A 23,005-nucleotide genomic window follows, 5' to 3' on the forward strand; every position below is an offset into this window, starting at 1 on the left:
GTCACTCTCCTGTCTCGGGCGGACCGAGCTTCTCCCAGCCCTCCGTGATCACTCGACCGTACAGGACGTCGGGGTCCAGCCGGCGCAGCTCCTCCGCGAGGCACTCGCGCAGCGTCCGCCGCGGCAGGTGGAGATCGTGATCGGGCTGATTCGGCTGCGTGAGCACGGCCACGCCGGGGGACGGCCGCTCGAGCAGGATGTCGCCGGACTCGCGGGTGAGGCGCACCGATTTGATGCCCTCCTGCCAGTGCTCCGGGTCTTCGTACGACCACTGGACCGGCACGTCGAGCGCCATCTGCAGCCACGCGGCGAGCAGAGCGGTGGACGGCGAGGCGCTCGCACCGCGGACCTCCACGGCGGTGATGGTCTCGTAGGGCGGCTGGTCCAGCACGGCAGCGAGCTGCTCGCGCCAGTGCGTGAGGCGTGTCCAGGCGAGGTCGGTATCGCCCGGGGCGTGCGTGCGACCCAGGAGAGCGAGCCGATCCCGCACGTCAGGTGACGTGGCGGCGTCGGTGATACGGCGCTGGGCGATGCGGCCGAGGGGAGATGTCGCCGGAGACGTCGGGGCCTCGTCGGGCCACCACGCCACCACCGGGGCGTCGGGAAGGAGGAGGCCGGTGAGCAGGCTCTCCTCATTGCTCGCGGCGTCGCCATGCGCGTGCAGCACGACGACCTCGCTCGCGCCGGCGTCGCCCCCCACGCGGATCTGCGCGTCGAGACGAGACTCACCGTCGCCGGTGGTCAGCACGATCACGCGCATCGGGTGCTCGCGCGAGGCGTCGTTCGCGGCGTCGATCGCGGCTTCAGCGACCCCCTTGCGAGCGGAGATGACAAGGGTCAGGACGCGGCCGAGGGCGACGGCGCCGCCCTCCTCCCGCACCTTGACGAGCTGCTTGGCGACCTGGCTGACGGTCGTGTCGGGAAGGTCGATGATCACGGGCGTCTCCAGACTCGTCCGTCGCGGGCCAGCAGGTCGTCGGCCGAGGCCGGTCCCCACGAGCCGGGCGCGTACTGCTCCACCGGACCGCCCTGGGCGGCCCAGTACTTCTCCACGGGGTCGAGGATCTTCCAGGAGAGCTCGACCTCCTCGTGCCGCGGGAACAGCGGCGGGTCGCCCAGGAGGACGTCGAGGATCAGACGCTCGTACGCCTCGGGGCTCGCCTCCGTGAAGGCGTGGCCGTAGCCGAAGTCCATCGTCACGTCGCGGACGTTCGTGCCGTTGCCCGGCACCTTGGAGCCGAAGCGGATCGTCACGCCCTCGTCGGGCTGGACACGGATCACGAGCGCGTTCTGACCGAGCTCCGAGGCATTGCCGCGCCCGAACAGGTGCTGCGGGGCCCGGTTGAACACCACGGCGATCTCCGTGACGCGGCGGCCGAGGCGTTTGCCTGTCCGCAGATAGAACGGCACGCCGGCCCAGCGCCGCGTGTCGATCTCCAGCTTGATGGCCGCGTAGGTCTCGGTCGTCGACTCGGGGTTCATCCCCTCCTCGTCGAGGAAGCCGGTGACCTTCTCGCCGCCCTGCCAACCGCCGGCGTACTGCCCGCGGGCCGTGGCGAGGGAGAGATCTTCCGGTACGTGCACGGCCGCCAGGACCTTCTCCTTCTCCGCCCGCAGGTGCTCGGCGGAGAGGCTGATGGGCTCCTCCATCGCCGTGAGCGCGAGGAGCTGGAGCAGGTGGTTCTGGATGACGTCGCGAGCGGCGCCGATCCCGTCGTAGTAACCGGCACGACCGCCGACGCCGATGTCCTCGGCCATCGTGATCTGCACGTGGTCGACGTAGTTGCGGTTCCAGATCGGCTCGTACAGCTCGTTGGCGAAGCGGAGCGCGAGAATGTTCTGCACCGTCTCCTTGCCGAGGTAGTGGTCGATGCGGAAGATCGAGTCAGCGGGGAACGCGACCTCGAGGGCGGCGTTGAGAGCGCGGGCCGACTCCAGATCGTGCCCGAACGGCTTCTCGATGACGACGCGCCGCCAGCGCTCGTCGTCGTCCGCGTCCTCGCCCACGAGGCCCGAGTCCTTGAGCTGCTTCGCGACGAGCGGGAAGTCCTTCGGCGGGATCGAGAGGTAGTAGGCGTGGTTGCCCATGGTCCCGCGTTCCACGTCGAGCTTCTCGACGGTCTCCCGCAGCTTGCGGAAGGAGTCGGGGTTGTCGAACTCGCCGGAGACGAACCGGATGCCCTGAAGCAGCTGCGTCCAGGTCTCCTCGCGGAACGGCGTGCGGGCATGCTGCTTCACCGCGTCGTAGACGACCTGGGCGAAGTCCTGGTCCTCCCAGTCGCGGCGGGCGAACCCGACGAGCGCGAAGCCCGGGGGCAGGAGCCCTCGGTTCGCGAGGTCGTAGACCGCCGGCATGAGCTTCTTGCGGGACAGGTCGCCGGTCACGCCGAAGATCACGAGGGCACTGGGACCCGCGATTCGGTTGAGACGACGGTCGTCGGGGTCGCGCAGCGGGTTGTGCCCGCGCGAGATGGGTACAGACATCGGTGGGGGCTCTCCTGCGATTACTTCTGTGCGGCTTCGAAGAGGGCGAGCACGTCGTCCGAGGACTCGGTGATCGTCAGAGAGACGACCGGCCGTCCGTGCTCCGCGAGCACACCCGCGTCGCCGGCCGCCTGCGCCTGGATGAGCTGCCCGAAGGTGAACGGGCGGTCCGGGATCTCGAGATCCACATCCGTGCGCTCCAGGATCTGCAGGAACACGCCCTGGGCGGGTCCACCCTTGTGGTACTGGCCGGTGGAGTGCAGGAAGCGCGGACCCCAACCGAAGGTCGTCGGACGTCCGGAGTCGGCGGCGACGAGCTCGCGCAGACCCTGGAGCTGCGGCACCTCGAGGCGGTTGACGTAGGCCTGGATGGATACGTAGCCGTCGGCGGGGAGTTGGGCCCAGAGCGCGTCCAGCACGCCCTCGACCGTGCCGGACACGGCGAGGGCGGGGTCGGAGACCCGGACCTCGACGCCGTTCTCGACGAAGGCGGGCGCCGTCGGCTCCGGGCGGGCGTCGAGAAGACCCCGTGCGGCGACCTTGGCCGACTCGACGTCGGGCTGGTCGAACGGGTTGATGCCGAGGAGGTGCCCGGCGATCGCCGTCGCGTACTCCCAGACGATGAACTGCGCGCCGAGCGTGCCGCTGACGAGGATCTCACCCTCGTGCCGTTCGTGCAGGTGGAACTCGTCGGCGTCGTCGACGAGGCGCACGATCTGGAGATCGGCGGGGACGGGGTCGAGCTCCGGCGAGACCGGGAGCAGGACGACCGGGAGGATGCCGGTGCCCTCCTTGCCCGTGGACTCGGCGATGAGCTGCTCGATCCAGTCCGGCAGCCCCTTGATGTGCGTGCCGTCGGTGATCAGGCCGAGCTTGTCTCGACGGGGGCTGGTGGCGGCGATCGCTGCGCCGAGGCGGAGCGCCGGGTTGTCGGCGGAGTCCACCGCGACCTCGAGCAGCGAGGCCTCGGCCTCGTCCAGCAGTTCGGAGATGTCGACGCCGGCGAGGCCCGAGGGGACCAGTCCGAAGGCGGTGAGCGCCGAATAGCGGCCTCCCACGTTCGGGTCGGCGTTGAAGACCCGGTAGCCGGCTTCGCGCGCCGAGGCGTCGAGCGGGGAACCCGGGTCCGTGACGACGACGATCCGCTCGGTGGGGTCGATCCCGAGGTCGCGGAAGGCGGCCTCGAACGTCCGGCGCTGCGAGTCCGTCTCGACCGTGGAGCCCGACTTCGAGGACACGACGAGGACGGTGTCGGCGAGGCCGGCATCGAGGGCGGCGAGCACCTGTCCCGGCGCAGTGGAGTCGAGGATGGTGAGCGAGACCCCGGAAGTCTGCGCGATGACCTCGGGGGCGAGCGAGGACCCGCCCATGCCGGCGAGCACGACGCGCGTGACACCCTTCGCCGCGAGTTCGTCGCGCAGCGCGACGATCTCGGCGACGAGCGGGCGGGAGATCGACACGGCCTCGACCCAGCCCAGGCGGACAGCGGCCTCGGCCTCGGCTGCCGGACCCCAGAGCGTCGCGTCGCCGCCGGTGATGCGGGAAGCGACGAGGTCGTGCACCAGCGCGGGAACCGTCTCGTCGATCGCGGCGCGGGCCGCGCCGGTCGCGTGGATGGCGAACGTCATCGCTGGGCCTCCAGAGCCTCGGTCACCTGAGCGAGCAGATCGTGCCAGGAGTCGATGAACTTCGCGACTCCCTCCTCCTCGAGCACCTCGGTGACAGCGTCGAAGTCGACGCCCACCTCGGCGAGGCCGGCGAAGACCTCGCGGGCCTCCTCGTAGCCGCCGGTGATGGTGTCTCCCGTGACGACGGCGTGGTCGAACGTCGCCTCCAGGGTCTTCTCGGGCATCGTGTTGACGACGCCGTCCGCGACGAGCTCGGTGACGTAGAGGGTGTCCGGCAGGGCCGGGTCCTTCACGCCGGTGGACGCCCACAGCGGACGCTGGAGGTTCGCGCCGAGCTTGAGGAGGTCCTGCGCGCGCTTCTCGGCGAACTTCTGCTCGAAGAGCTCGTACGCCAGGCGCGCGTTGGCGAGACCGGCCTTGCTCTTGAGGGCCTCAGCCTCGGGGGTGCCGATCGCCGACAGTCGCTTGTCCGTCTCGGTGTCGACCCGGGAGACGAAGAACGAGGCGACCGAGTGGATGCTCGACAGGTCGAAATCGCCGCTGTGCGCGCGCTCCAGGCCGGTCAGGTAGGCGTCGATGACCTCGGCGTAGCGCTCCAGGCTGAAGATGAGGGTCACGTTGACGCTGATGCCGTTCGCGATCGCCTCGGTGATCGCAGGGAGGCCCGCCTTCGTGGCCGGGATCTTGACCAGGAGGTTGGGGCGGTCGATGGTCTTCCACAGCTCCTTGGCCTGCGCCACGGTGCCGTCGGTGTCGTGCGCGAGGTCGGGGGAGACCTCGATCGAGACGCGGCCGTCGACGTGTCCGGACTCCTCCCACACCGGGCGGAAGACATCGAGCGCGGCCCGGACGTCCTGGGTCGTCGCGGCGAACACGGCGTCCTCGGCGGAGGACCCGGACGCGGCGAGCTCGGAGACCTGCGCGTCGTAGGACGTGTCGTTCTTGTCGGTGATCGCGTTCGCGAAGATGGTCGGGTTCGTGGTGACGCCCACGACGTTGCGCGACGCGATCAGCTCGGCGAGGTTGCCGGAGGAGATGCGGGTGCGCGAGAGGTCGTCGAGCCAGATGCTGACGCCGGCGGCGGCGAGCTGGGCGGTGGGGGTGCTCATGCGTTCTCCTTGATGGTCTCGCGGGCGGCCGCGACGACGGCCTCGGTGGTGATGCCGAACTTCTCGAAGAGGGTCTTGTAGTCGGCGGAGGCGCCGAAATGGTCGATGCCGACCGAGCGGCCGCGGTCGCCGACGATGCCGCGCCACGTGAGCACGGAACCGGCCTCGACCGAGACGCGGGCGGTGACGGACGACGGCAGGACGCTCTCGCGGTACGCCTCATCCTGCTCGGCGAACCACTCCAGCGACGGAGCGGAGACGACGCGGACGTTCACGCCCTCGCCCGCGAGGAGCTCGCGGGCGTTCACCGCGAGCTGCACCTCGGAGCCGGTCGCGATGATGATGACGTCCGGCGAGCCCCCGGGGGCCTCGGCGAGCACGTAGGCGCCCTTGGCGGCCTGGGCGGCGGAGGCGAACGTGTCGCCCGCGGCGTCGCCCTCGCCGCGCGGGAACACCGGGATGTTCTGGCGGGTCAGCGTGATGCCCGCCGGACCCTCGTGGCGCCGGAGGATCTCGAGCCACACGGCGGCGGTCTCGTTCGCATCGGCCGGGCGGACGACGGCCAGGTTCGGGATCGCGCGCAGCGTCGCGAGCTGCTCGATCGGCTGGTGCGTCGGACCGTCCTCGCCGAGAGCGACGGAGTCGTGCGTCCAGACGAAGACGCTCGGCACGTTCATCAGCGCGGCCAGGCGCACGGCCGGACGCATGTAGTCGCTGAAGATGAGGAACGTGCCGCCGAAGGCGCGGGTGGGCCCGTGCAGGACGATGCCGTTCACGATCGCGCCCATCGCGTGCTCGCGGATGCCGAAGTGCAGCACGCGGCCGTACGGCGTGCCCGACCACTCGTGCGTCGACCACTCGGCGGGGATGAAGGACGGCGCGTCCTTGATCGTCGTGAGGTTCGACTCGGCGAGGTCGGCGGAGCCGCCCCAGAGCTCGGGCAGCTGCGCGGCCAGCGCGTTGATGACCTGACCGGACGCGGCGCGGGTGGAGACGTCCTTGCCGGCCTCGAAGACCGGGAGGGCGTCAGCGATGTCGTCGGGGAGCTCGTGGGCCTCGACGCGGTCCAGCAGAGCCTTGCGCTCCGGGTTGGCGGCCGCCCAGGCGTCGAAAGACTCCTGCCAGGCGGCGCGGGCCTCGGCGGCACGCTCCGCGAGGCCGCGGGTGCGGGCGATCACGTCGTCGGCGACGACGAAGCTCTGCTCCGGGTCGAAGCCGAGCACCTTCTTGGTGGCCGCGAGCTCGTCGGCGCCGAGCGCGGAGCCGTGGATCTTGCCGGTGTTCTGCTTGCCGGGGGCCGGCCAGCCGATGATCGTCTTGAGGATGATGAGCGACGGCTTGTCGGTCTCGCCCTTGGCCGCCTCGATCGCGGCGTGGAGCTCGGCGACGTCCTCGACGTACTCGCCGGTCTTCTTCCAGTCCACGGTCTGCACGTGCCAGCCGTAGGCCTCGTAGCGCGCGGCGACGTCCTCCGTGAAGGCGACGTTCGTGTCGTCCTCGATCGAGATCTGGTTGGAGTCGTAGATCGCGATGAGGTTGCCGAGCTGCTGGTGGCCGGCGAGCGAGGAGGCCTCGCTGGTGACGCCCTCCTGCAGGTCGCCGTCGCCCGCGATCACGTAGACGAAGTGGTCGAACGGGCTCGTGCCCGCTGCGGCGTCCGGGTCGAAGAGACCGCGCTCGTAGCGAGCGGCGTACGCGAAGCCCACCGCGGAGGCGAGACCCTGGCCGAGCGGGCCGGTGGTGATCTCCACGCCCTTGGTGTGGCCGTACTCGGGGTGGCCAGGGGTCTTCGAGCCCCAGGTGCGGAGGGCCTTGAGGTCGTCGAGCTCGAGACCGAACCCGCCGAGGTAGAGCTGCACGTACTGCGTCAGCGACGAGTGGCCGACCGAGAGGATGAAGCGGTCGCGGCCGAGCCAGTCGGTGTCGGTCGGGTCATGCCGCAGGACGCGCTGGTAGAGCAGATACGCGGCGGGGGCCAGGCTCATCGCCGTGCCGGGATGACCGTTGCCGACCTTTTCGACCGCATCGGCCGCCAGGATCCGGGCGGTGTCCACCGCGCGTCGATCGATCTCGTCCCACTGCAATTCCGACACGTTCATGCCCTTTCCGACAGTTTCGAGGGCGCCCGTATTCCCTGGCGCATCCGCAACTTCCCTAGCGCATCCCGCATCGTCGAGGAGACGGGCGGGTTGTGCGCAGCACCGGGCGCGCGAGTGCTCTCAGCATAGCGGGGACGGTCCTCCCGGCAGGGGGCCGGAAGGCACGGAACGCGTCACGGCGTGTCATACACTGGAGAGGTTGTCCGGTAACGCGCGCGGAGGAGGCGATCGAGATCTCGACGATGTCTGATCAGACCGTACGGAAGTCGTCCATCGGTCGCACGGTGAGCGCTTACGTCACTCTGACGAAGCCCCGAGTCCTCGAACTCCTCCTCGTCTCGACCGTTCCGGTCATGTTCCTCGCGCAGGGCGGACTGCCCGATCTCTGGCTGGTCCTCGCGACCGTCATCGGCGGATCGATGAGCGCGGGTTCCGCGGGTGCGTTCAACATGTACCTCGACCGCGACATCGACGCGCACATGCATCGCACGGAGAACCGGCCGCTCGTGACCGGCGAGGTCAGCCCGCGCGGCGCCCTGATCTTCTCCTGGACGCTCGCGATCCTCTCCACCGTGTGGCTCTGGTTCACCACGAACCCGCTCACGGCGATCCTCTCGGCTTCCGCGATCTTCTTCTACGTCGTGATCTACACGATGATCCTCAAGCGCCGCACCGAGCAGAACATCATCTGGGGCGGCATCGCCGGGTGCTTCCCGGTGCTGATCGGCTGGTCCGCCGTCACCGGGTCGCTCGACTGGCCGGCCTTCATCCTCTTCCTGCTCGTCTTCCTTTGGACGCCGCCGCACTACTGGCCTCTGTCGATGAAGTACAAGGACGACTACGACGACGTCGACGTGCCCATGCTCGGCGTCACCCGCAACGCGTCCCAGGTCGGCCTGCAGGTCATCCTGTACGCGTGGGCCACGGTCGCCTGCTCCCTGTTGCTGGTGCCGATCGCCGGCATGGGCCTCGTCTACACCGTCTCCGCCCTGGTGTTCGGCGGCTGGTTCATCTACGAGTCGCACCGCCTGTACAACCAGGCGGTCCGGGGGACCGAGGCGCGGCCGATGCGGGTCTTCCACGCCTCGATCACCTACCTGACGCTGCTGTTCGTCGCGGTCGCCATCGACCCGCTGCTGCCCTTCTGATCCTCGTCGGTCTGGGGCTCCGCGGACGCCGGCTCCGCATCGACCTGCGGCTCTGCGAACTCTGCGGCGGCCGTCGGGAGAGCGGGCTCCTCGCGCGGGACTGAGACCGTCTCGACCGTCTCCTCCTCGATGATCGACGTCTCCTGCTCGCCGATCCGCGCGGCGGTGACGGGGATGGTAACCAGCGTGCGCGCGGCGGCGAGGCCGAGCGACAGGAGCAGGCCCACCAGGCCCGCGCCGAGGACGACCGCGCCGACGACGACGAGCGACTGACCGACGTACACCTCGACGCCGGTCGCGGTGCCGTCCATCAGGGTCGTGGTCATGGTGCCGATCTGTCCGGCGATCAGCCAGCCGCCGACCGCGGTCGCGGCAAGCGAGATGACGATGAGGAGCCAGAAGCCGGCGCTGCGGGTGAGTGTCTTGTTCATGCCGACCACGATGGCCGACGCGATGATGAGCCCCCGATGCGGGCGCTATGGATTCACTGTGCGGTGGTCAGTCGGCCGTCGCCGGTACGACGGACGCGGTGCGCTTGAGGTGCAGCACGACGACCGTGTAGGTCGCGGCCGACAGCGATGCCAGGACCATGTGGATGCCCACGAGCACGGGCGGCAGTCCCTCTCTCGCCTGCCAGACGCCGACGGCCACCTGCACGAGGATCGCGATGACGAGGACGAGCAGCCACCGGCGGGGCTCGAGGCGCAGGACCCAGGCGGACACCGTCAGGAAGAGCACGAGCGCAGCGAGGATGTAGCCCGGCCAGGAGTGGACGTGGGCGAGGACCGTGGCGTCGAAGCCGCGGCGCAGCACGTCGGCGTCGCCCGAGTGCGGTCCCGATCCGGTCGTCAGCACGCCGAACAGGATCGTCACGGCCAGGGCGAGGCCGGTGACGTGCGTCACGATCGCGAACCAGGTCGGTACGGCGCGCTCGCGCGGCCCGTCCGGCGTCGCCAGCCGCACGAGGAACGCCGCGGTGATGCAGACGAGCAGGAGCGACGACGTGTAGTGGAACCCGACGATGAACGGGTTCAGACCCGTGAGCACCGTGATGCCGCCGACCAGAGCCTGCGCGACCACGCCGATCAGCACGAGCCAGGCGAGAAGGACGAGATCCCGCCGGGCGGGCGTCGTGCGCACCGAGTGGACCGCAGCCGCGATCACCGCGACCAGGAGCACGGCGGACGCGACGGGGAAAGCAGGGAAGTCGGTGAGCGAGACCAGGGCGAAGGCGACCGCCGCCCCGGCCAGGCCGCCGACCGCGAACCACAGGGCGTTGATGAGCGCCCGGCGGCCGCTGATGGTGTGCAGGACGAGCAGGACGACGGCGATTGCGATGATCCCGACCACGCCGGTCATCAGCCGGTTGCCGAACTCGATCATCCCGTGGATGCCCTGCACCTCGACGATCGGCACCAGGGACTCCGGCGTGCACAGCGGCCACTCGGTGCAGCCGAGGCCGGAGCCGGTGAGCCGCACGGCGCCGCCGGTGCCGATGATGATCGTCTCGCTGAGGAACGACAGCCACGCGAAGACGGTGAGCGCACGACCCCACACCGCGGAGCGGGGGGAGGCCGTCGCCCTGGTCGTCGAACGGGCGGGGATGGTCGTCTCGGGCATAAGTCCTCCGGCCCGTCGAAGACGTGGCGCACGGCCCGTCCGTCAGGCGGAACCTGTAGAATCGGATTGTTGCGATGAGCGCTGACAGCGCTGAAGCATCGTCAACAGTTTAGGCGCGATGGAAGCGCCCGTGATGAGGGCCCCACCAACGGCACCCGCTCCCGCAGACTCGACGGGGATCAGGTGTGTCGGGGCGGATGACACCGTTTGGGACCTGTGAGGAGAGTGTTGCATGTCGGATGTGCTGATCGACCGCCCGGAGCTCGATGGTCTGGGGGTGTACGAATTCGGCTGGCACGATGAGGATGCCGCGGGTGCCGTCGCGAAACGCGGGATCTCGGAAGAGGTCGTCCGCGGGATCTCGGCTCTCAAGAACGAGCCGGAGTGGATGCTGAAGACCCGTCTCAAGGGCTATCAGCTCTTCGGCCGCAAGCCGATGCCGACCTGGGGTGCCGACCTCAGCGACATCGACTTCGACAACATCAAGTACTTCGTCCGCTCCACGGAGAAGCAGGCGCAGAGCTGGGAAGACCTCCCCGAGGAGATCCGCGAGACGTACGAGCGCCTGGGCATCCCCGAGGCCGAGCGTCAGCGTCTCGTCGCCGGTGTCGCCGCGCAGTACGAGTCCGAGGTCGTGTACCACCAGATCCGCGAGGACCTGGAGGCCCAGGGCGTCATCTTCATGGACACGGACACGGCGCTGCGCGAGCACCCCGAGTTCTTCGAGGAGTACTTCGGCACCGTCATCCCGGCGGGCGACAACAAGTTCGCCGCGCTGAACACGGCCGTCTGGTCGGGTGGCTCGTTCGTCTACGTCCCCAAGGGCGTGCACGTGGAGATCCCGCTGCAGGCCTACTTCCGGATCAACACCGAGAACATGGGCCAGTTCGAGCGGACCCTGATCATCGCCGACGAGGACAGCTACGTCCACTACATCGAGGGCTGCACGGCTCCGATCTACAAGTCGGACTCCCTGCACTCCGCCGTCGTCGAGATCATCGTGAAGAAGAACGCCCGCGTGCGCTACACGACGATCCAGAACTGGTCGAACAACGTCTACAACCTGGTCACCAAGCGTGCCGTGGCGCACGAGGGCGCGACCATGGAGTGGGTCGACGGCAACATCGGCTCCAAGGTGACGATGAAGTACCCGTCGATCTACCTGATGGGCGAGCACGCGAAGGGCGAGACGCTGTCGGTGGCCTTCGCCGGTCCCGGTCAGCACCAGGACGCCGGCGCGAAGATGATCCACATGGCGCCCTACACGCAGTCCTCGATCGTCTCGAAGTCGATCGCGCGTGGCGGTGGTCGTGCCGGCTACCGCGGCGAGGTCCGTGTCGACGCCGCTGCACACCACTCCGCCAACACCGTCCGCTGCGACGCGCTGCTCGTGGACACGAAGTCCCGCTCCGACACCTACCCGGCGATCGACATCCGCGTCGACGACGTCCAGCTCGGCCACGAGGCCACGGTCTCCAAGGTCAGCGAGGAGCAGCTCTTCTACCTGCAGTCCCGCGGCATGCCTGAGGACGAGGCGATGGCGATGATCGTGCGCGGCTTCATCGAGCCGATCGCGCGGGAGCTGCCGATGGAGTACGCGATGGAACTGAACAAGCTCATCGAGATGGGCATGGAAGGATCGGTCGGCTAAATGGCGGCCTCGACGACAGCGCCCAGCGAGGCGCAGCACACGAACGCGCACATCGACCCGGCCGCCCAGGTGGCGGACGCCGGATTCGTCCCCGTGCAGACCCGCTCGGAGCGGCCGCACTCGTTCGATCCGGACGACTTCGGCGCGCCGACCGGTCGCGAGGTGAACTGGAAGCACACGCCGGTCGCCGCGCTCACGCCGCTGTTCCGCACCGCGGAAGGCGAGGAGGGCGTGCAGTACTCCTTCACGTCCGGTGAGCAGTACCTCGCCGCACCTCTTACGGCCGGAACCGCTCCGCGCGGCGAGGTCTTCCTCGCCGAGGACATCACGGCCGCCGTCGCGTGGCAGGGCGCCGCCGAGGCGCTGCACATCCGCATCCCGCGCGAGGAGGAGGTCGCAGCGCCGGTCTTCGTGTCCCTCACGGGCACCGGAGCCGACCGCCGGGCGGACGCCCACATCGTGATCGAGGCCCTCGAGCACAGCGCCGCCACCGTGGTGCTGCAGCACAAGGGTTCGGCGCAGTACGCCCAGAACGTCGAGATCATCGTCCGCGACGGAGCGAAGCTCACCGTCGTCTCCGTGCAGCAGTGGGACGACGACGCGGTGCACGCGGCCGCCCACCAGGCGCGGGTCGCGGCGGACGCCACGCTCAAGCACTTCGTCGTGAGCTTCGGCGGCGGCGTGGTGCGCGTGAACCCGAGCGTCGAGCTCGCCGGTGCCGGCTCCGAGGGCTACCTGTACGGGCTGTCCTACGCCGACTCCGGTCAGCACCTCGAGAGCCAGGTGTACCTGCACCACAAGGGCGCGCACACGACCGGCGACGTGCTCTACAAGGGCGCGCTGCAGGGGGAGAGCGCCCACAGCGTGTGGATCGGCGACGTGCTGATCGGGGCGGACGCCACCGGCACCGACTCCTACGAGGCGAACCGCAACCTGGTGCTGACGGAGGGCGCGCGCGCCGACTCCATCCCGAACCTCGAGATCGAGACGGGCGACATCGTCGGCGCCGGGCACGCGAGTGCCACCGGCCGCTTCGACGACGAGCAGCTCTTCTATCTCCAGGCTCGCGGCATCCCGGAGGACGAGGCCCGCCGCCTGGTGGTGCTCGGCTTCCTCACCGACATCGTGCTGCGCCTCGGCATCCCCGACCTGGAGTCGGAGCTGCTGGCCGCCATCGAGGCCGAGCTCGCCGAGGTGGACGCGTGACCGCGCAGCGCGTCTGCGGCGTCTCCGAGCTGGAGCAGGACACGCCGCTGCGCGTCGAGCCGGACGGTGTGCCGATCACGGTCATCAAGGACGGCGAGGGTGTCATCCACGCCATCGGCGACACCTGCACCCACGGCGACATCTCGCTGTCCGAGGGCTTCGTGGAAGGCGACACGGTGGAGTGCTGGGCTCATGGCTCGGCCTTCTCCCTGATCACCGGCAAGCCCCAGAATCTCCCCGCATATGAGCCCGTCCCGGTCTACGTCGTCGAGATCGACGGCGACGACGTGCTCATCGATCCCGCTGTGACGAAGGAAGTCTGAAGAATGTCTGTTCTCGAGATCCGCGACCTGCATGTGACGGTCGAGACCGAGGCGGGGACCACCCCGATCCTCAACGGAATCACCCTCACCATGAACACCGGTGAGACCCACGCCATCATGGGCCCCAACGGCTCCGGCAAGTCCACCCTGGCCTACACGATCGCCGGCCACCCGAAGTACACGGTCACCTCCGGCTCCATCACCTTCGATGGTGAGGACGTCCTGGCGATGAGCGTCGACGAGCGGGCCCGCGCCGGTCTGTTCCTCGCCATGCAGTACCCGGTCGAGATCCCCGGCGTGACCGTGACGAACTTCCTGCGCACCGCGAAGACCGCGCTCGACGGCGAGGCGCCGTCGATCCGCCAGTGGACCAAGGACGTCAAGGAGTCCATGGCGAACCTCCGCATGGACCCGAAGTTCGCGCAGCGCAACGTCAACGAGGGCTTCTCGGGCGGCGAGAAGAAGCGCCACGAGATCCTCCAGCTCGAGGTGCTCAAGCCGAAGTTCGCCGTGCTCGACGAGACCGACTCCGGCCTCGACGTGGACGCGCTGAAGATCGTCTCCGAGGGTGTCAACCGCGCGAAGGAGTCCACCGGTCTCGGTGTGCTGCTCATCACGCACTACACCCGGATCCTCCGCTACATCCGTCCGGACTTCGTGCACGTGGTCGTCGCGGGCAAGATCGTCGAGGAGGGCGGACCCGAGCTCGCCGACCGTCTGGAGAACGAGGGCTACGACCGGTTCCTCGACCCCTCCGCTCCCATCGAGGCGTAGGCTGATCGCATGACAGCGACCCTGACGGACGAGAAGTACGACGCGGTCACCGAGGCCCTCAAGGACGTGATGGATCCTGAGCTCGGGATCAACGTCGTCGACCTCGGACTCATCTACGACCTCGCCTGGGATGACGAGAACGACGCTCTCGTCATCCACATGACGCTGACCAGCGCGGGCTGCCCGCTCACGGACGTCCTCGAAGACCAGACGGCGCAGGCCCTCGACAACGTCGTGGACCGCTTCCGCATCAACTGGGTGTGGATGCCGCCGTGGGGCCCCGAGCGGATCACGGATGACGGGCGCGACATGATGCGCGCGCTCGGCTTCGCGATCTGACCGGCTCCGGTCACCTGACCACCAGTCGAAGCGGGCGTGCCGGGCACGCCCGCTTCGCCGTCTCCGCAGCGGTGCGGAAAGAGAATCCCGGGAGGACGAATGCTGTCGGTCAAGGCCCTGCCCCTGTCGGAGCTGCGCGAGCGGACCAGTGAGAAGTGGCGGGAGTATCCCGAGGACGTGCTGCCGCTCTTCGTGGCGGAGATGGACTTTCCGCTCGCTCCGACCATCACCGCTGCTCTGCAGCGCGCACTGGATCTCGGGGACACGGGGTACATCGCGTCGCGGACACCGCTCGCGGAGGCGTACGCGGATTTCGCGGAGCGTCGCTTCGGCTGGCGTCCCGACCCGGGGCGGATGCGCAGCACGGCGGACGTGAGCATGGGCATCGTGGAGATCCTCCGCCGTGTCACACAGCCGGGGGAAGGCGTCATCGTCACGCCGCCGGTCTACCCGCCCTTCTACGACCTCGTCGCCGAGGCCGGTGCCGAGGTGCAGCGCGTCCCGCTGCGTGACACGGGGACCCGGTGGGAGCTCGACCTCGACGGGATCCGCGCCGCCTTCGAGGACGGCGCGACGGCGATGCTGCTCTGCAACCCGCACAACCCGACCGGCACCGTGCACGATCGGGAGACGCTGTCCGCGCTGGCTGAGCTGGCTGACGAGTACGGCGCGACGATCGTCTCGGACGAGATCCATGCGCCGCTCGCCCAGCCCGGCGCGGGCTTCACGCCGTTCCTCGCCGCGAGCGACGCGGCGGCTCGGGTCGGCTACGCCGTCGTCAGCGCGAGCAAGGCGTTCAACCTCGCGGGGTTGAAGTGCGCGCTCATGGTCACCGCCGCTGAGGACACGGCCGGGGTCGTTCGCGACCTGCCGGTCGAGGTGGAGTGGCGGACGGGGCAGTTCGGTCTGCTCGCCGCCGTCGCTGCGTTCTCCGAGGAGAGCGATGCCTGGCTCGACGGCCTCCTGTACACGCTCGACGAGAACCGCGTCCTGCTCGAGGACCTGCTCGCACGTCATCTCCCCGCGGCGCGCTACCGGATTCCCGACGCGGGATACCTCGCCTGGATCGACCTCTCCGCCCTCGGCTGGGGCGACAACCCCGCCCGGCGGATCCTCCGTGAGGCGAAGGTCGCACTGCACTTCGGCCCGGCCTTCGGGGAGGAAGGGGCCGGGCACGTACGGCTGAACTTCGGCACGAGCCCCGAGATCCTCACCGAGGCGATCGAGCGCATCGCCGCGCTCGTCGAGCGATGACGGGGGCGCAGCCCGCCGCCACGATCTGGGACCGCAGCAGGGTCTGGGTGACCCTGGGCGCCGTCGCCCTGATCTTCCTCGCCGCGATCGAGGCCCTGGCGGTGACGACGGTCATGCCGATCGTCAGCGACGCCTTGGACGGGCAGTCACTGTACGCCGTCGCCTTCGCCGGCACGCTCGCGACCAGTGTGATCGGGATGGTCGCGGCGGGGTCCTGGTCGGACGCGCGTGGTCCGCGGGGCGCGCTGTACGCCGCCGTCACCCTGTTCATCCTGGGTCTGCTGATCTCCGGGTTCGCGACGACGATGCCCCAGTTCCTGATCGGACGCCTGGTGCAGGGACTCGGCGCGGGTGGTCAGACCGTCGCGCTGTATGTCGTGGTCGCCCGGCTGTACCCGCCGCACCTGCACGGGCGGGTGTTCGCGGCCTTCGCGGCCGCCTGGGTGGTGCCGTCGATGATCGGCCCCTTCCTCGCGGGAGCAGTGGCGGAGTACCTCGACTGGCGGTGGGCGTTCCTGGGCGTGGCGGTCCTGACGGCGATCGCGTTCGTGATGATCGCGATCCGCTTGCGCGGTGTCGACCTCGGCCGCGGGGAGCCGCAGGACCGTCGTGCGCTGCTCACCCGCCTCTCGCTCGCCGTCGTCGTGGCTGTTCTCGCGGTGGTGATCGGACTGTCCGCCGAGCTCGATCCGGCGATCGGCTGGCCGGTGGCGCTGGGGGCCGTGCTCGCGATCGGAGTCGTCGTGCTGCCGCTCCTGCCACGACGGACGCTCCGCGCCGGCGCCGGGCTTCCCAGCGTCGTACTCATGCGCGGCGTGGCGGCCGGGGCGTTCTTCGCCGCGGAGGCCTACATCCCGTACCTGCTGATGCGGAAGTTCGACTTCTCCGCCACCTGGGCCGGGGTCGCGCTGATGCTGGCGGCCTTCGCGTGGGCCGGTGCTTCCGGGGCGCAGGGCCGCTACGGCGAGCGTCTCGGCAACCACCGCATCACCGCCCTCAGCATGGGCGCACTGCTGGTCGCGATGCTCTGCGTCCTGGCCGCGGCCGCGTTCGATGTCTCCCCGGTCCTCGTGATCGTCGGATGGGCGTTCGCCGGGGGTGGGATGGGGCTGCTGTATCCGCGGCTCACCGTGCTGACGCTCGCCTATTCCGACGAGACGAACCAGGGATTCAACTCCTCGGCGCTCTCGATCTCGGATGCGACGGGTTCGGCGGTCGCGATCGCCCTGGCAGGACTGGCCGTGGCGACACTCGGCGGCGGCGCGGACGCATTCGCAGTCGTGTTCGTCCTCGGTATCGGGCTGGTGCTGCTCGCGGTGATCCCCGGGCTCAGGCTCGGGCACGCCGCGGAGTCATCGGTGCGCTGAGGTCGCCGGCCAGGGCGATCACGCCGAGGTCGAACACCCGGTCCAGGCCGGCGGTGACATCGACCTCGCCGGAGGCCGGGAGTGCGCCATGGCTGTCGGCGTGCATCCGCTGCTGCACGAGGGTGGCGTGGCCGAGCACGAAGTGCAGGATCGCCGCCCCGCGGTCCTCGGCGTCCGTGGCCCCCTCCGCGTGGAGGGCGGCGACCAGGGCGTCGCGGGCATGCGCGGAGCCGAGCTGCAGCGCGTACGTGCTGAGGACGAGCTCGGCGCCGTCCCGGTAGGCGAAGAGGGCGTCGCGGAGCGCGCGGGCGGTCGCGAGCACTCCCTCCGCTCCGTCCGGGACGGTCGCGGTGATCCGATCGGCGAGGTCGGCGAGGAGTTCCTGCTTGTTCGCCACGTGCCAGTAGAGAGCGCTGGGCTGCACGTCGAGCCGGGCCGCGATGCGCCTCATCGAAAGGTCGGCCAGCCCCACCTCATCGAGAAGCGCGAGGGCGGTCCGCGCGACGCTCTCCCGGTCGTGACGGGCGGGATTCGTCTCGGGACTCATGCCCCCACTATAGTGAACGGCGTTCAGGTGAACGGTGTTCAGGAGGGTGCATGCGCTGGTGGCAGCGGGAGGCGACGGCCACGATCGCGGAGCCGGGAACGGTGCGCGTCCAGGGCGTGCGCGTGACGGTCGACGATCGGGTGCTGCTCGACGACGTGACGCTGGAGCTCACCGCACCGCGCATCGCCGTGATCGGAGAGAACGGCTCGGGGAAGTCGACGTTCGCGCGGCTGCTGAACGGCCTCGTGGCGCCGACCGCGGGCACGGTCACCGTCCACGGCCTGGACGTCGGCCGACACCTGACCGCGGTGCGCCGGCGAGTGGGATTCGTCTTCACCGATCCCGACGCTCAGATCCTGATGCCGACCCCGGCCGAGGACCTCGCCCTCTCCCTCCGAGGACGGCCCCGCGAGGAGGTCGCCGCCCGCGTACACGAGACCCTGGCGCGGCACGGTCTCAGCGACCACGCCGATCTGCCGGCGTCGTCCCTCTCCGGAGGGCAGAAGCAGATGCTGGCTCTCGCGGCCGTCCTCCTCGCCGAGCCGGCGCTCATCGTGGCGGACGAGCCGACCACGCTCCTCGACCTGCGCAATGCGCGGCGGATCGGGAACCTGCTGCTGTCGCAAGAGGCGCAGGTCCTGATCGTCACCCACGATCTCGAGCTCGCCGCGCGCTGCGACACCGCCGTTCTGTTCGATGGCGGACGGGTCGTCGCGCAGGGACAGCCGGACGCCGTCATCGCCCGCTACCGGCGGCTGTGCGGATGATCGCACCTCCTGTCGTCGGTGCGGGGTTCCTCCATCGGGTACCGGCCGGCCCGAAGCTGGCGGCCCTCGCGGTCGCTGCGCTCGCACTGACGCTTCCCCCGCAGGACCCGGTCAGCATCGCCGTCTGCCTCCTTGCCGTGCTCGCGCTCTACCCGATCGGGGGCGTGCCGCTCACCGCCGCCGGCGCCGAGCTGTGGCGGCTCCGCGCGATCCTGCTGGTGCTGGCGATCGCCCTCACCGTCTTCGTGTCTCCCGCCGCTGCCTGGGTGAGCACAGGGCGGGTCGCCGCCCTGCTCCTCCTCGCTGCGCTGCTCACGTCGACCACGCGCATGTCCGACCTCCTGGCAGTGCTGCAGCGTCTCCTGGGTCCGCTGCGCCGGTTCGGGGTGGAACCGGAAGCGGTGTCGATGGCGGTCTCGCTCACGCTGACGATGGTGCCCGTCGTGGCGGGCTTCGCGCAGCGGGTGCGGGACGCGGAACGGGCCCGAGGGGTACGACTGGGCGTGCGGGGCGTGGTGCCGCTGCTCGTCATGACGCTGCGCCACGCGGATCAGGTCGGCGATGCCCTCGCCGCCCGCGGGGTCGCCTGACGGTCACGCCAGGGCCGTGCGCGGCGTGGCACCGACCCCGGGGCGTCCGGCCAGCCGTAGTGCCGCCATCAGCAGCAGCACGGCGAGGATGGCGGTCGAGACCGTCGTGCCGAGGACGAGGAGCAGCACCACTCCGACGAGGCCCAGCACGGTCCCCAGCGCGAGGCGGCGATGCGAGGCCGTCACCTCCGGCGAGGGGTGGTTCTCGAACCGGTCGACACGCACCGCGACGAGAGCGGTGAGCGCGAGCGCCGTCACGAGCCACAGCGGCCGGACTGCCCACCACTCCGCGCTGTCCAGCGCGGGCAGCTCGATCCCGCCGGCCAGGGCGGCCAGCGCCGTCGCGCCGGCCATGACCAGGAGCACCGGCATGTGCCAGAGGTAGATGGTCATCGTGCGGCGGGTGACGAAGCCGGTGAAGGCAGCAACGGCGCCGCGTCGGCTGAAGCGCCGGATGCGATCGCGGTACAGGGAGTAGAGCGTCGTGTGCACCAGGCCCACCAGCAGCAGGGCGGCGGTCGGCGGGTTGATGTTGGCGATGAGGTCGGGGGAGTACACGCCCAGGAGGAAGAGCGTGACGAGCAGCACGAGAGCGCCGGCGCCGACGCCGATGCGAGTGCTGCGGCGCAGGGCATGCACCCGGCCGTCGGCGAGGAAGAAGCCGAGCTGCTGCATCGTCAGCCAGACGAACGCGAGGTTGAGGAAGCCGACGGCGTCGTTCCCGGTCGCGGCGCGGAGCACGTCGACCGCCACGGCGGCCGCGGCGAGGAGACTGATGGTCCGCAGGGGCGCGCGTTCGTGCAGGGCGACGAAAGCGGGCAGGAGCGCCTGGCACAGCAGGAAGACGCCGAGGAACCACAGCGGTTGCCCGTAGCGGAAGCCCGCGACGGCGATGAGGTCGGGGGCGACGCCCACGACCGTGAGGACGGCGAGCGCGACACCCACGGCGGCGATCACGAACAGCGCGGGGCGCAGGAGCCGGTGCACGCGACCGGCGACGAAGGCGGTCGCGCTTCCGCCGCGGTCACGGAGGCGCCGGTAGGCGAGGAGCCCGGAGAATCCGCCGATGACGAAGAACAGCGGCATCACCTGCAGCAGCCAGCTCAGGGGTGCGATCCACCCCGTGCCGTCGCTCGCGTTCTCGAACACCGGTCCGGCCTCGGACACCGTGACGCCCACCATGACGGCGTGCAGTAGGACGACGCCGAGCACGCAGAGGGCCCGCACGAAGTCGATGCCGGTGTCGCGGTGGCCGCTGGGGGCGGAAACGGTGGATGTGGGGGTGCTGAGGCGCGGAGCCGCGGCGATGACCATGAGTCCTCCTGGGAACGGTGTCCTCGGAGGCTATGGACGCGGTGGTCGGTCGGACATCACCCCGTGGTGTCGACCTGACCCCTACGGCGGGGTGATTCAGGCGGAGGGCTCGACCAGACCGGTGTCGTAGGCGAGGATCACGGCGTGCACACGGTCGCGGAGGCCGAGCTTGGCGAGCACCTTGCCCACGTGCGTCTTGACGGTCTGCTCGGCGATGTACAGGTCGCCGGCGATCTCCGTGTTCGATCGACCTTTGCCGATGAGGACGAGCACCTCGCGTTCGCGGTCGGTGAGCTCAGCGAGAGCGGAGGTGGCGCGGCGCGTGTTCGGCCGTCGCCCGGCGAACTGCTCGATCATGCGGCGGGTCACGCTCGGCGCGAGGAGCGCGTCGCCCCCCGCCACGACCCGCACCGCGTGCACGAGCTCCTCCGGCAGCGCGTCCTTGAGGAGGAACCCGCTGGCCCCGGCGGCGAGCGCGTCGTACACGTAGTCGTCGATGTCGAACGTGGTGAGCATGAGGATCCGCGGTATGTGCGCTGCCGGGTATGACGGGCCGAGAATCCGCCGGGTGGCCTCGATGCCGTCGAGTTCCGGCATGCGGACGTCCATGAGGATGACGTCGGGATCGAGCCGCGCCGAGAGCCGGACGGCCTCAGCGCCGTTGGCAGCCTGCCCGACCACCTGAACGCCCTCGTGGGCGTCGAGCAGGGCGGCGAAGCCGGCGCGGACCATCGCCTGGTCATCGGCGATGAGCACGCTGATCGTCACGGGTTCTCCTTGTCTTCCACCCCGGCAGCGAGGGAGGGGGCGAGCGGGGAAGTGGTCGAGGACAGCGGCAAGGTGGCGTCGACCGTCCACCCCCCGTCGGCGGACGGGCCGGCCGCGAGGCTTCCGCCGAGCAGCTCGGCGCGCTCGCGCATGCCGCGAAGGCCATAGCCGCCGGGGTGCGCCTCCGCCGGTTGCGGCGGTGCCGCGTTGCGCACGCGGATATGCAGGCTGTCGGCGTCGGCGTGAAGGCGAACCGTGACACCCGCACCGGGGGCGTGCCGGACGGCGTTGCTCAGCGCCTCTTGCACGATACGGAACGCGGCGATCTGCACCCCGGGCCCGGCTGCGGCGGTCTCGATCCCCTCGAGCACCAATCCGACCTCCACTCCCGCGCGCCGCATGGTGTCGACGAGGGCCGGCACGTCGTCGAGCCCCTGCTGCGGGGAAAGCTCGGCCGTCTGGTCTTCCGTGCGGAGCACCCCGAGCATGCGGCGCATCTCGGTAAGGGAGGTGCGCGCCGTCGCGGCGATGTCGTCGAACTCGGCCGCCGCGTCGGTGTCGAGATCCGCGATCCGATACCGCGCCGTCGAGGCCTGCACCTGGATGACCGACATGCTGTGTGCCACGACGTCGTGCAGCTCCCTGGCGATCCTGGTGCGCTCCTCCACGAGGGCCCGCCGGGACTCCTCCAGGGCGCTGTGCTCCTTCTCCCTCGTCAACTCGGCAGCGACCCGCACCCGACCGGCGACGAGGACGGCGATGAGGAACATCGCGGCGGCGACCGAGGTCGTCACGATGAGGTTCGCGGTGGCGCTGCCGGAGCTCGCGGGCGTCGCGACCATGTCCGGGCGCAGGAGCGGGGCCGTCAGCGAGGTGAGGGCACCGATCACGAGGGTGAGCGCGCCGAGGCGGGCGCCCTGCACGAAGGACATCACGCCCACGAAGAGGACGAAGGCGAGCAGTGCCGGCACGGACCACGGCCAGGGGGATTGGATCGCCCTGCCCGGCTCGACGAGGAGCGGCAGTACGAAGGCACCGCCGGTGAAGACGATGATCGCCGTCCGAGGACGGGACGAGACGAGCAGGGGAGCGCCGCAGAGGGCGGCGCCGAGCAGGAAGGACAGGGCCAGCGGCGTACCCGACAGTACCGTCTGCAACGGGACCAGGAGCGCGTACAGCACGACGACCGCCGCGGTCAGCGCCACGAGGGCGCCGGTACGACGGTTCATCCGTGGCGGGCGCGGGGTGCGCTCTCGGCGGCGTGCCATGCGTCTCATCCTGCCAGGTGGGGGACCGGGGTACGGCGGCGACGGAGCGCGGCGATCCGGTCGATGACGACGCCCACGATCAGGGCGACGACGATGCCGATGCCGGCGCTGAGCACGGGCTGGTCGTGCAGCCAGGCGCCGGCGAGCAACCCGATCGCGAGGCTGAAGATGCTCCAGCTGACCCCGGCGATGAGGCTCAGGGGGAGGAAGCGGCGCCACGCGAATCCGAGCGCGCCCGCGGACATGTTCACTGCGACGCGTCCGACCGGGATGTATCGGGCCCCGAGGATCAGCGTGGCGCTCCGGCGATCGAGCGCCCGCTGCGCGTACGCGAACGCGGCCGCGATGCGAGGGCGGCGCATCCACGCGAATCTCGTGGTGCCCAACCGTCGGCCGATGAGGAAGGTGATGTTGTCGCCGATTGCGGCGCCGACGGCCGCGACGACGCCGAGCAGCAGGATGTTCCCATCGCCGGTGGAGGCGGCGACGGCCGCGGCGGCGACGAGCACGGTCTCGCTGGGGATCGGGGGGAAGAACCCGTCGATCACGGTGACCGCGAACAGCACCGCGTACAGCCAGGGCGAGGCGATCGCCTGCAGGATGAGGTCGTTGAGGATGTCCACTTCAGCACCGTAGGCAGCGGGTGCGGGGCGGGACATCACTCCCCGGTATCGCGTCCGTCACCCTGCAGAGGGATCTTGTCGGCCGACGAGGGCGCTGCGGCGGCATATACTGGGAGGCTGGCCGCT

22 protein-coding genes are annotated in these 23,005 nt (G+C 70.1%); 10 read left to right on the top strand and 12 right to left on the bottom strand.

All coding sequences use genetic code 11. The annotated features are described in order from the left end of the window. Position 1 precedes the first annotated feature (1 nt). The 5 genes from CYL12_RS02975 to tkt are packed head-to-tail and all read right to left on the bottom strand — an operon-like array spanning position 2 to position 7,314. The gene (locus CYL12_RS02975; RefSeq protein WP_101845408.1) at positions 2-937 is read right to left on the bottom strand and encodes a glucose-6-phosphate dehydrogenase assembly protein OpcA; all 936 of its coding nucleotides are present in this window, start codon (positions 935-937) and stop codon (positions 2-4) included. After that, on the bottom strand, positions 934-2,484 hold the full coding sequence (gene zwf, locus CYL12_RS02980) for a glucose-6-phosphate dehydrogenase (protein WP_025103658.1): 1,551 nt from the start codon (positions 2,482-2,484) through the stop codon (positions 934-936). The genes CYL12_RS02975 and zwf overlap by 4 nt, the downstream gene beginning before the upstream one ends. Positions 2,485-2,504: 20 nt before the next feature. Next, positions 2,505-4,112 (bottom strand): glucose-6-phosphate isomerase, encoded by a 1,608-nt coding sequence (locus tag CYL12_RS02985; protein WP_101845410.1) that lies wholly within the window; start codon positions 4,110-4,112, stop codon positions 2,505-2,507. After that, on the bottom strand, positions 4,109-5,221 hold the full coding sequence (gene tal, locus CYL12_RS02990; RefSeq protein WP_101845413.1) for a transaldolase: 1,113 nt from the start codon (positions 5,219-5,221) through the stop codon (positions 4,109-4,111). Before tal ends, CYL12_RS02985 begins: the two co-directional genes overlap by 4 nt. Next, complete coding sequence (tkt, locus tag CYL12_RS02995) at positions 5,218-7,314, bottom strand: transketolase (RefSeq protein ID WP_101848646.1); 2,097 nt, start codon at positions 7,312-7,314, stop codon at positions 5,218-5,220. Before tkt ends, tal begins: the two co-directional genes overlap by 4 nt. Positions 7,315-7,562: 248 nt before the next feature. On the opposite strand from tkt, the gene CYL12_RS03000 reads away from it, so the two are divergent. After that, the gene (locus CYL12_RS03000) at positions 7,563-8,468 is read left to right on the top strand and encodes a heme o synthase (protein ID WP_101845415.1); all 906 of its coding nucleotides are present in this window, start codon (positions 7,563-7,565) and stop codon (positions 8,466-8,468) included. On the opposite strand, the gene CYL12_RS17395 is transcribed toward CYL12_RS03000, so the two are convergent. Both CYL12_RS17395 and CYL12_RS03010 read right to left on the bottom strand, forming a co-directional pair. Continuing rightward, complete coding sequence (locus CYL12_RS17395; RefSeq protein WP_233486825.1) at positions 8,414-8,899, bottom strand: hypothetical protein; 486 nt, start codon at positions 8,897-8,899, stop codon at positions 8,414-8,416. The two genes, CYL12_RS03000 and CYL12_RS17395, sit on opposite strands and share 55 nt — an antisense overlap. A gap of 67 nt (positions 8,900-8,966) precedes the next feature. Next, on the bottom strand, positions 8,967-10,088 hold the full coding sequence (locus CYL12_RS03010) for a COX15/CtaA family protein (RefSeq protein ID WP_101845417.1): 1,122 nt from the start codon (positions 10,086-10,088) through the stop codon (positions 8,967-8,969). A gap of 232 nt (positions 10,089-10,320) precedes the next feature. Here CYL12_RS03010 and sufB point away from each other — a divergent pair, with 232 nt between their 5' ends. From sufB to CYL12_RS03045, 7 genes are all read left to right on the top strand, one after another. Continuing rightward, positions 10,321-11,739, top strand: coding sequence for a Fe-S cluster assembly protein SufB (sufB, locus tag CYL12_RS03015; RefSeq protein ID WP_025103651.1), 1,419 nt, complete (start codon positions 10,321-10,323; stop codon positions 11,737-11,739). Beyond that, on the top strand, positions 11,740-12,945 hold the full coding sequence (gene sufD, locus CYL12_RS03020; RefSeq protein WP_101845419.1) for a Fe-S cluster assembly protein SufD: 1,206 nt from the start codon (positions 11,740-11,742) through the stop codon (positions 12,943-12,945). Next, positions 12,942-13,268, top strand: coding sequence for a non-heme iron oxygenase ferredoxin subunit (locus CYL12_RS03025; protein ID WP_025103649.1), 327 nt, complete (start codon positions 12,942-12,944; stop codon positions 13,266-13,268). Before sufD ends, CYL12_RS03025 begins: the two co-directional genes overlap by 4 nt. Before the next feature lie 3 nt (positions 13,269-13,271). Then, positions 13,272-14,042 carry a Fe-S cluster assembly ATPase SufC gene (gene sufC / locus CYL12_RS03030; protein ID WP_101845421.1) on the top strand — a complete coding sequence of 257 codons (771 nt, stop codon included), beginning with the start codon at positions 13,272-13,274 and terminating at the stop codon, positions 14,040-14,042. Between the two features lie 9 nt (positions 14,043-14,051). Then, positions 14,052-14,381, top strand: coding sequence for a metal-sulfur cluster assembly factor (locus tag CYL12_RS03035; RefSeq protein ID WP_017202280.1), 330 nt, complete (start codon positions 14,052-14,054; stop codon positions 14,379-14,381). A gap of 99 nt (positions 14,382-14,480) precedes the next feature. After that, positions 14,481-15,635: a MalY/PatB family protein gene (locus tag CYL12_RS03040; RefSeq protein WP_101845423.1), complete on the top strand. Its 1,155-nt coding sequence runs from the start codon at positions 14,481-14,483 to the stop codon at positions 15,633-15,635. Beyond that, positions 15,632-17,002, top strand: coding sequence for an MFS transporter (locus CYL12_RS03045; protein ID WP_101845426.1), 1,371 nt, complete (start codon positions 15,632-15,634; stop codon positions 17,000-17,002). Before CYL12_RS03040 ends, CYL12_RS03045 begins: the two co-directional genes overlap by 4 nt. On the opposite strand, the gene CYL12_RS03050 is transcribed toward CYL12_RS03045, so the two are convergent. Continuing rightward, positions 16,965-17,549: a TetR family transcriptional regulator gene (locus CYL12_RS03050; RefSeq protein ID WP_101845428.1), complete on the bottom strand. Its 585-nt coding sequence runs from the start codon at positions 17,547-17,549 to the stop codon at positions 16,965-16,967. The genes CYL12_RS03045 and CYL12_RS03050 overlap by 38 nt on opposite strands. A gap of 50 nt (positions 17,550-17,599) precedes the next feature. Here CYL12_RS03050 and CYL12_RS03055 point away from each other — a divergent pair, with 50 nt between their 5' ends. Together CYL12_RS03055 and CYL12_RS03060 are read left to right on the top strand one after the other, a co-directional pair. Beyond that, on the top strand, positions 17,600-18,316 hold the full coding sequence (locus CYL12_RS03055) for an energy-coupling factor ABC transporter ATP-binding protein (protein ID WP_101845430.1): 717 nt from the start codon (positions 17,600-17,602) through the stop codon (positions 18,314-18,316). Further along, positions 18,313-18,906 (top strand): CbiQ family ECF transporter T component, encoded by a 594-nt coding sequence (locus CYL12_RS03060; RefSeq protein WP_101845433.1) that lies wholly within the window; start codon positions 18,313-18,315, stop codon positions 18,904-18,906. The genes CYL12_RS03055 and CYL12_RS03060 overlap by 4 nt, the downstream gene beginning before the upstream one ends. 3 nt (positions 18,907-18,909) lie before the next feature. Here the strand turns inward: CYL12_RS03060 and CYL12_RS03065 are convergent, their stop codons facing one another. The 4 genes from CYL12_RS03065 to CYL12_RS03080 all read right to left on the bottom strand — a co-directional run bounded on the left by CYL12_RS03065 (position 18,910) and on the right by CYL12_RS03080 (position 22,879). Then, positions 18,910-20,220: an acyltransferase family protein gene (locus tag CYL12_RS03065; protein WP_101845435.1), complete on the bottom strand. Its 1,311-nt coding sequence runs from the start codon at positions 20,218-20,220 to the stop codon at positions 18,910-18,912. Between the two features lie 96 nt (positions 20,221-20,316). Beyond that, a complete protein-coding gene (locus CYL12_RS03070; RefSeq protein ID WP_101845437.1) occupies positions 20,317-20,988 on the bottom strand; it encodes a response regulator in 672 nt (223 codons plus the stop codon). After that, positions 20,985-22,256 (bottom strand): sensor histidine kinase, encoded by a 1,272-nt coding sequence (locus CYL12_RS03075; RefSeq protein WP_101845439.1) that lies wholly within the window; start codon positions 22,254-22,256, stop codon positions 20,985-20,987. Before CYL12_RS03075 ends, CYL12_RS03070 begins: the two co-directional genes overlap by 4 nt. Before the next feature lie 5 nt (positions 22,257-22,261). Continuing rightward, a complete protein-coding gene (locus CYL12_RS03080) occupies positions 22,262-22,879 on the bottom strand; it encodes a DedA family protein (RefSeq protein ID WP_101845441.1) in 618 nt (205 codons plus the stop codon). Positions 22,880-23,005 lie beyond the last annotated feature (126 nt).

This window comes from Zhihengliuella sp. ISTPL4 (assembly GCF_002848265.1).
Classification (GTDB): domain Bacteria; phylum Actinomycetota; class Actinomycetes; order Actinomycetales; family Microbacteriaceae; genus Microbacterium.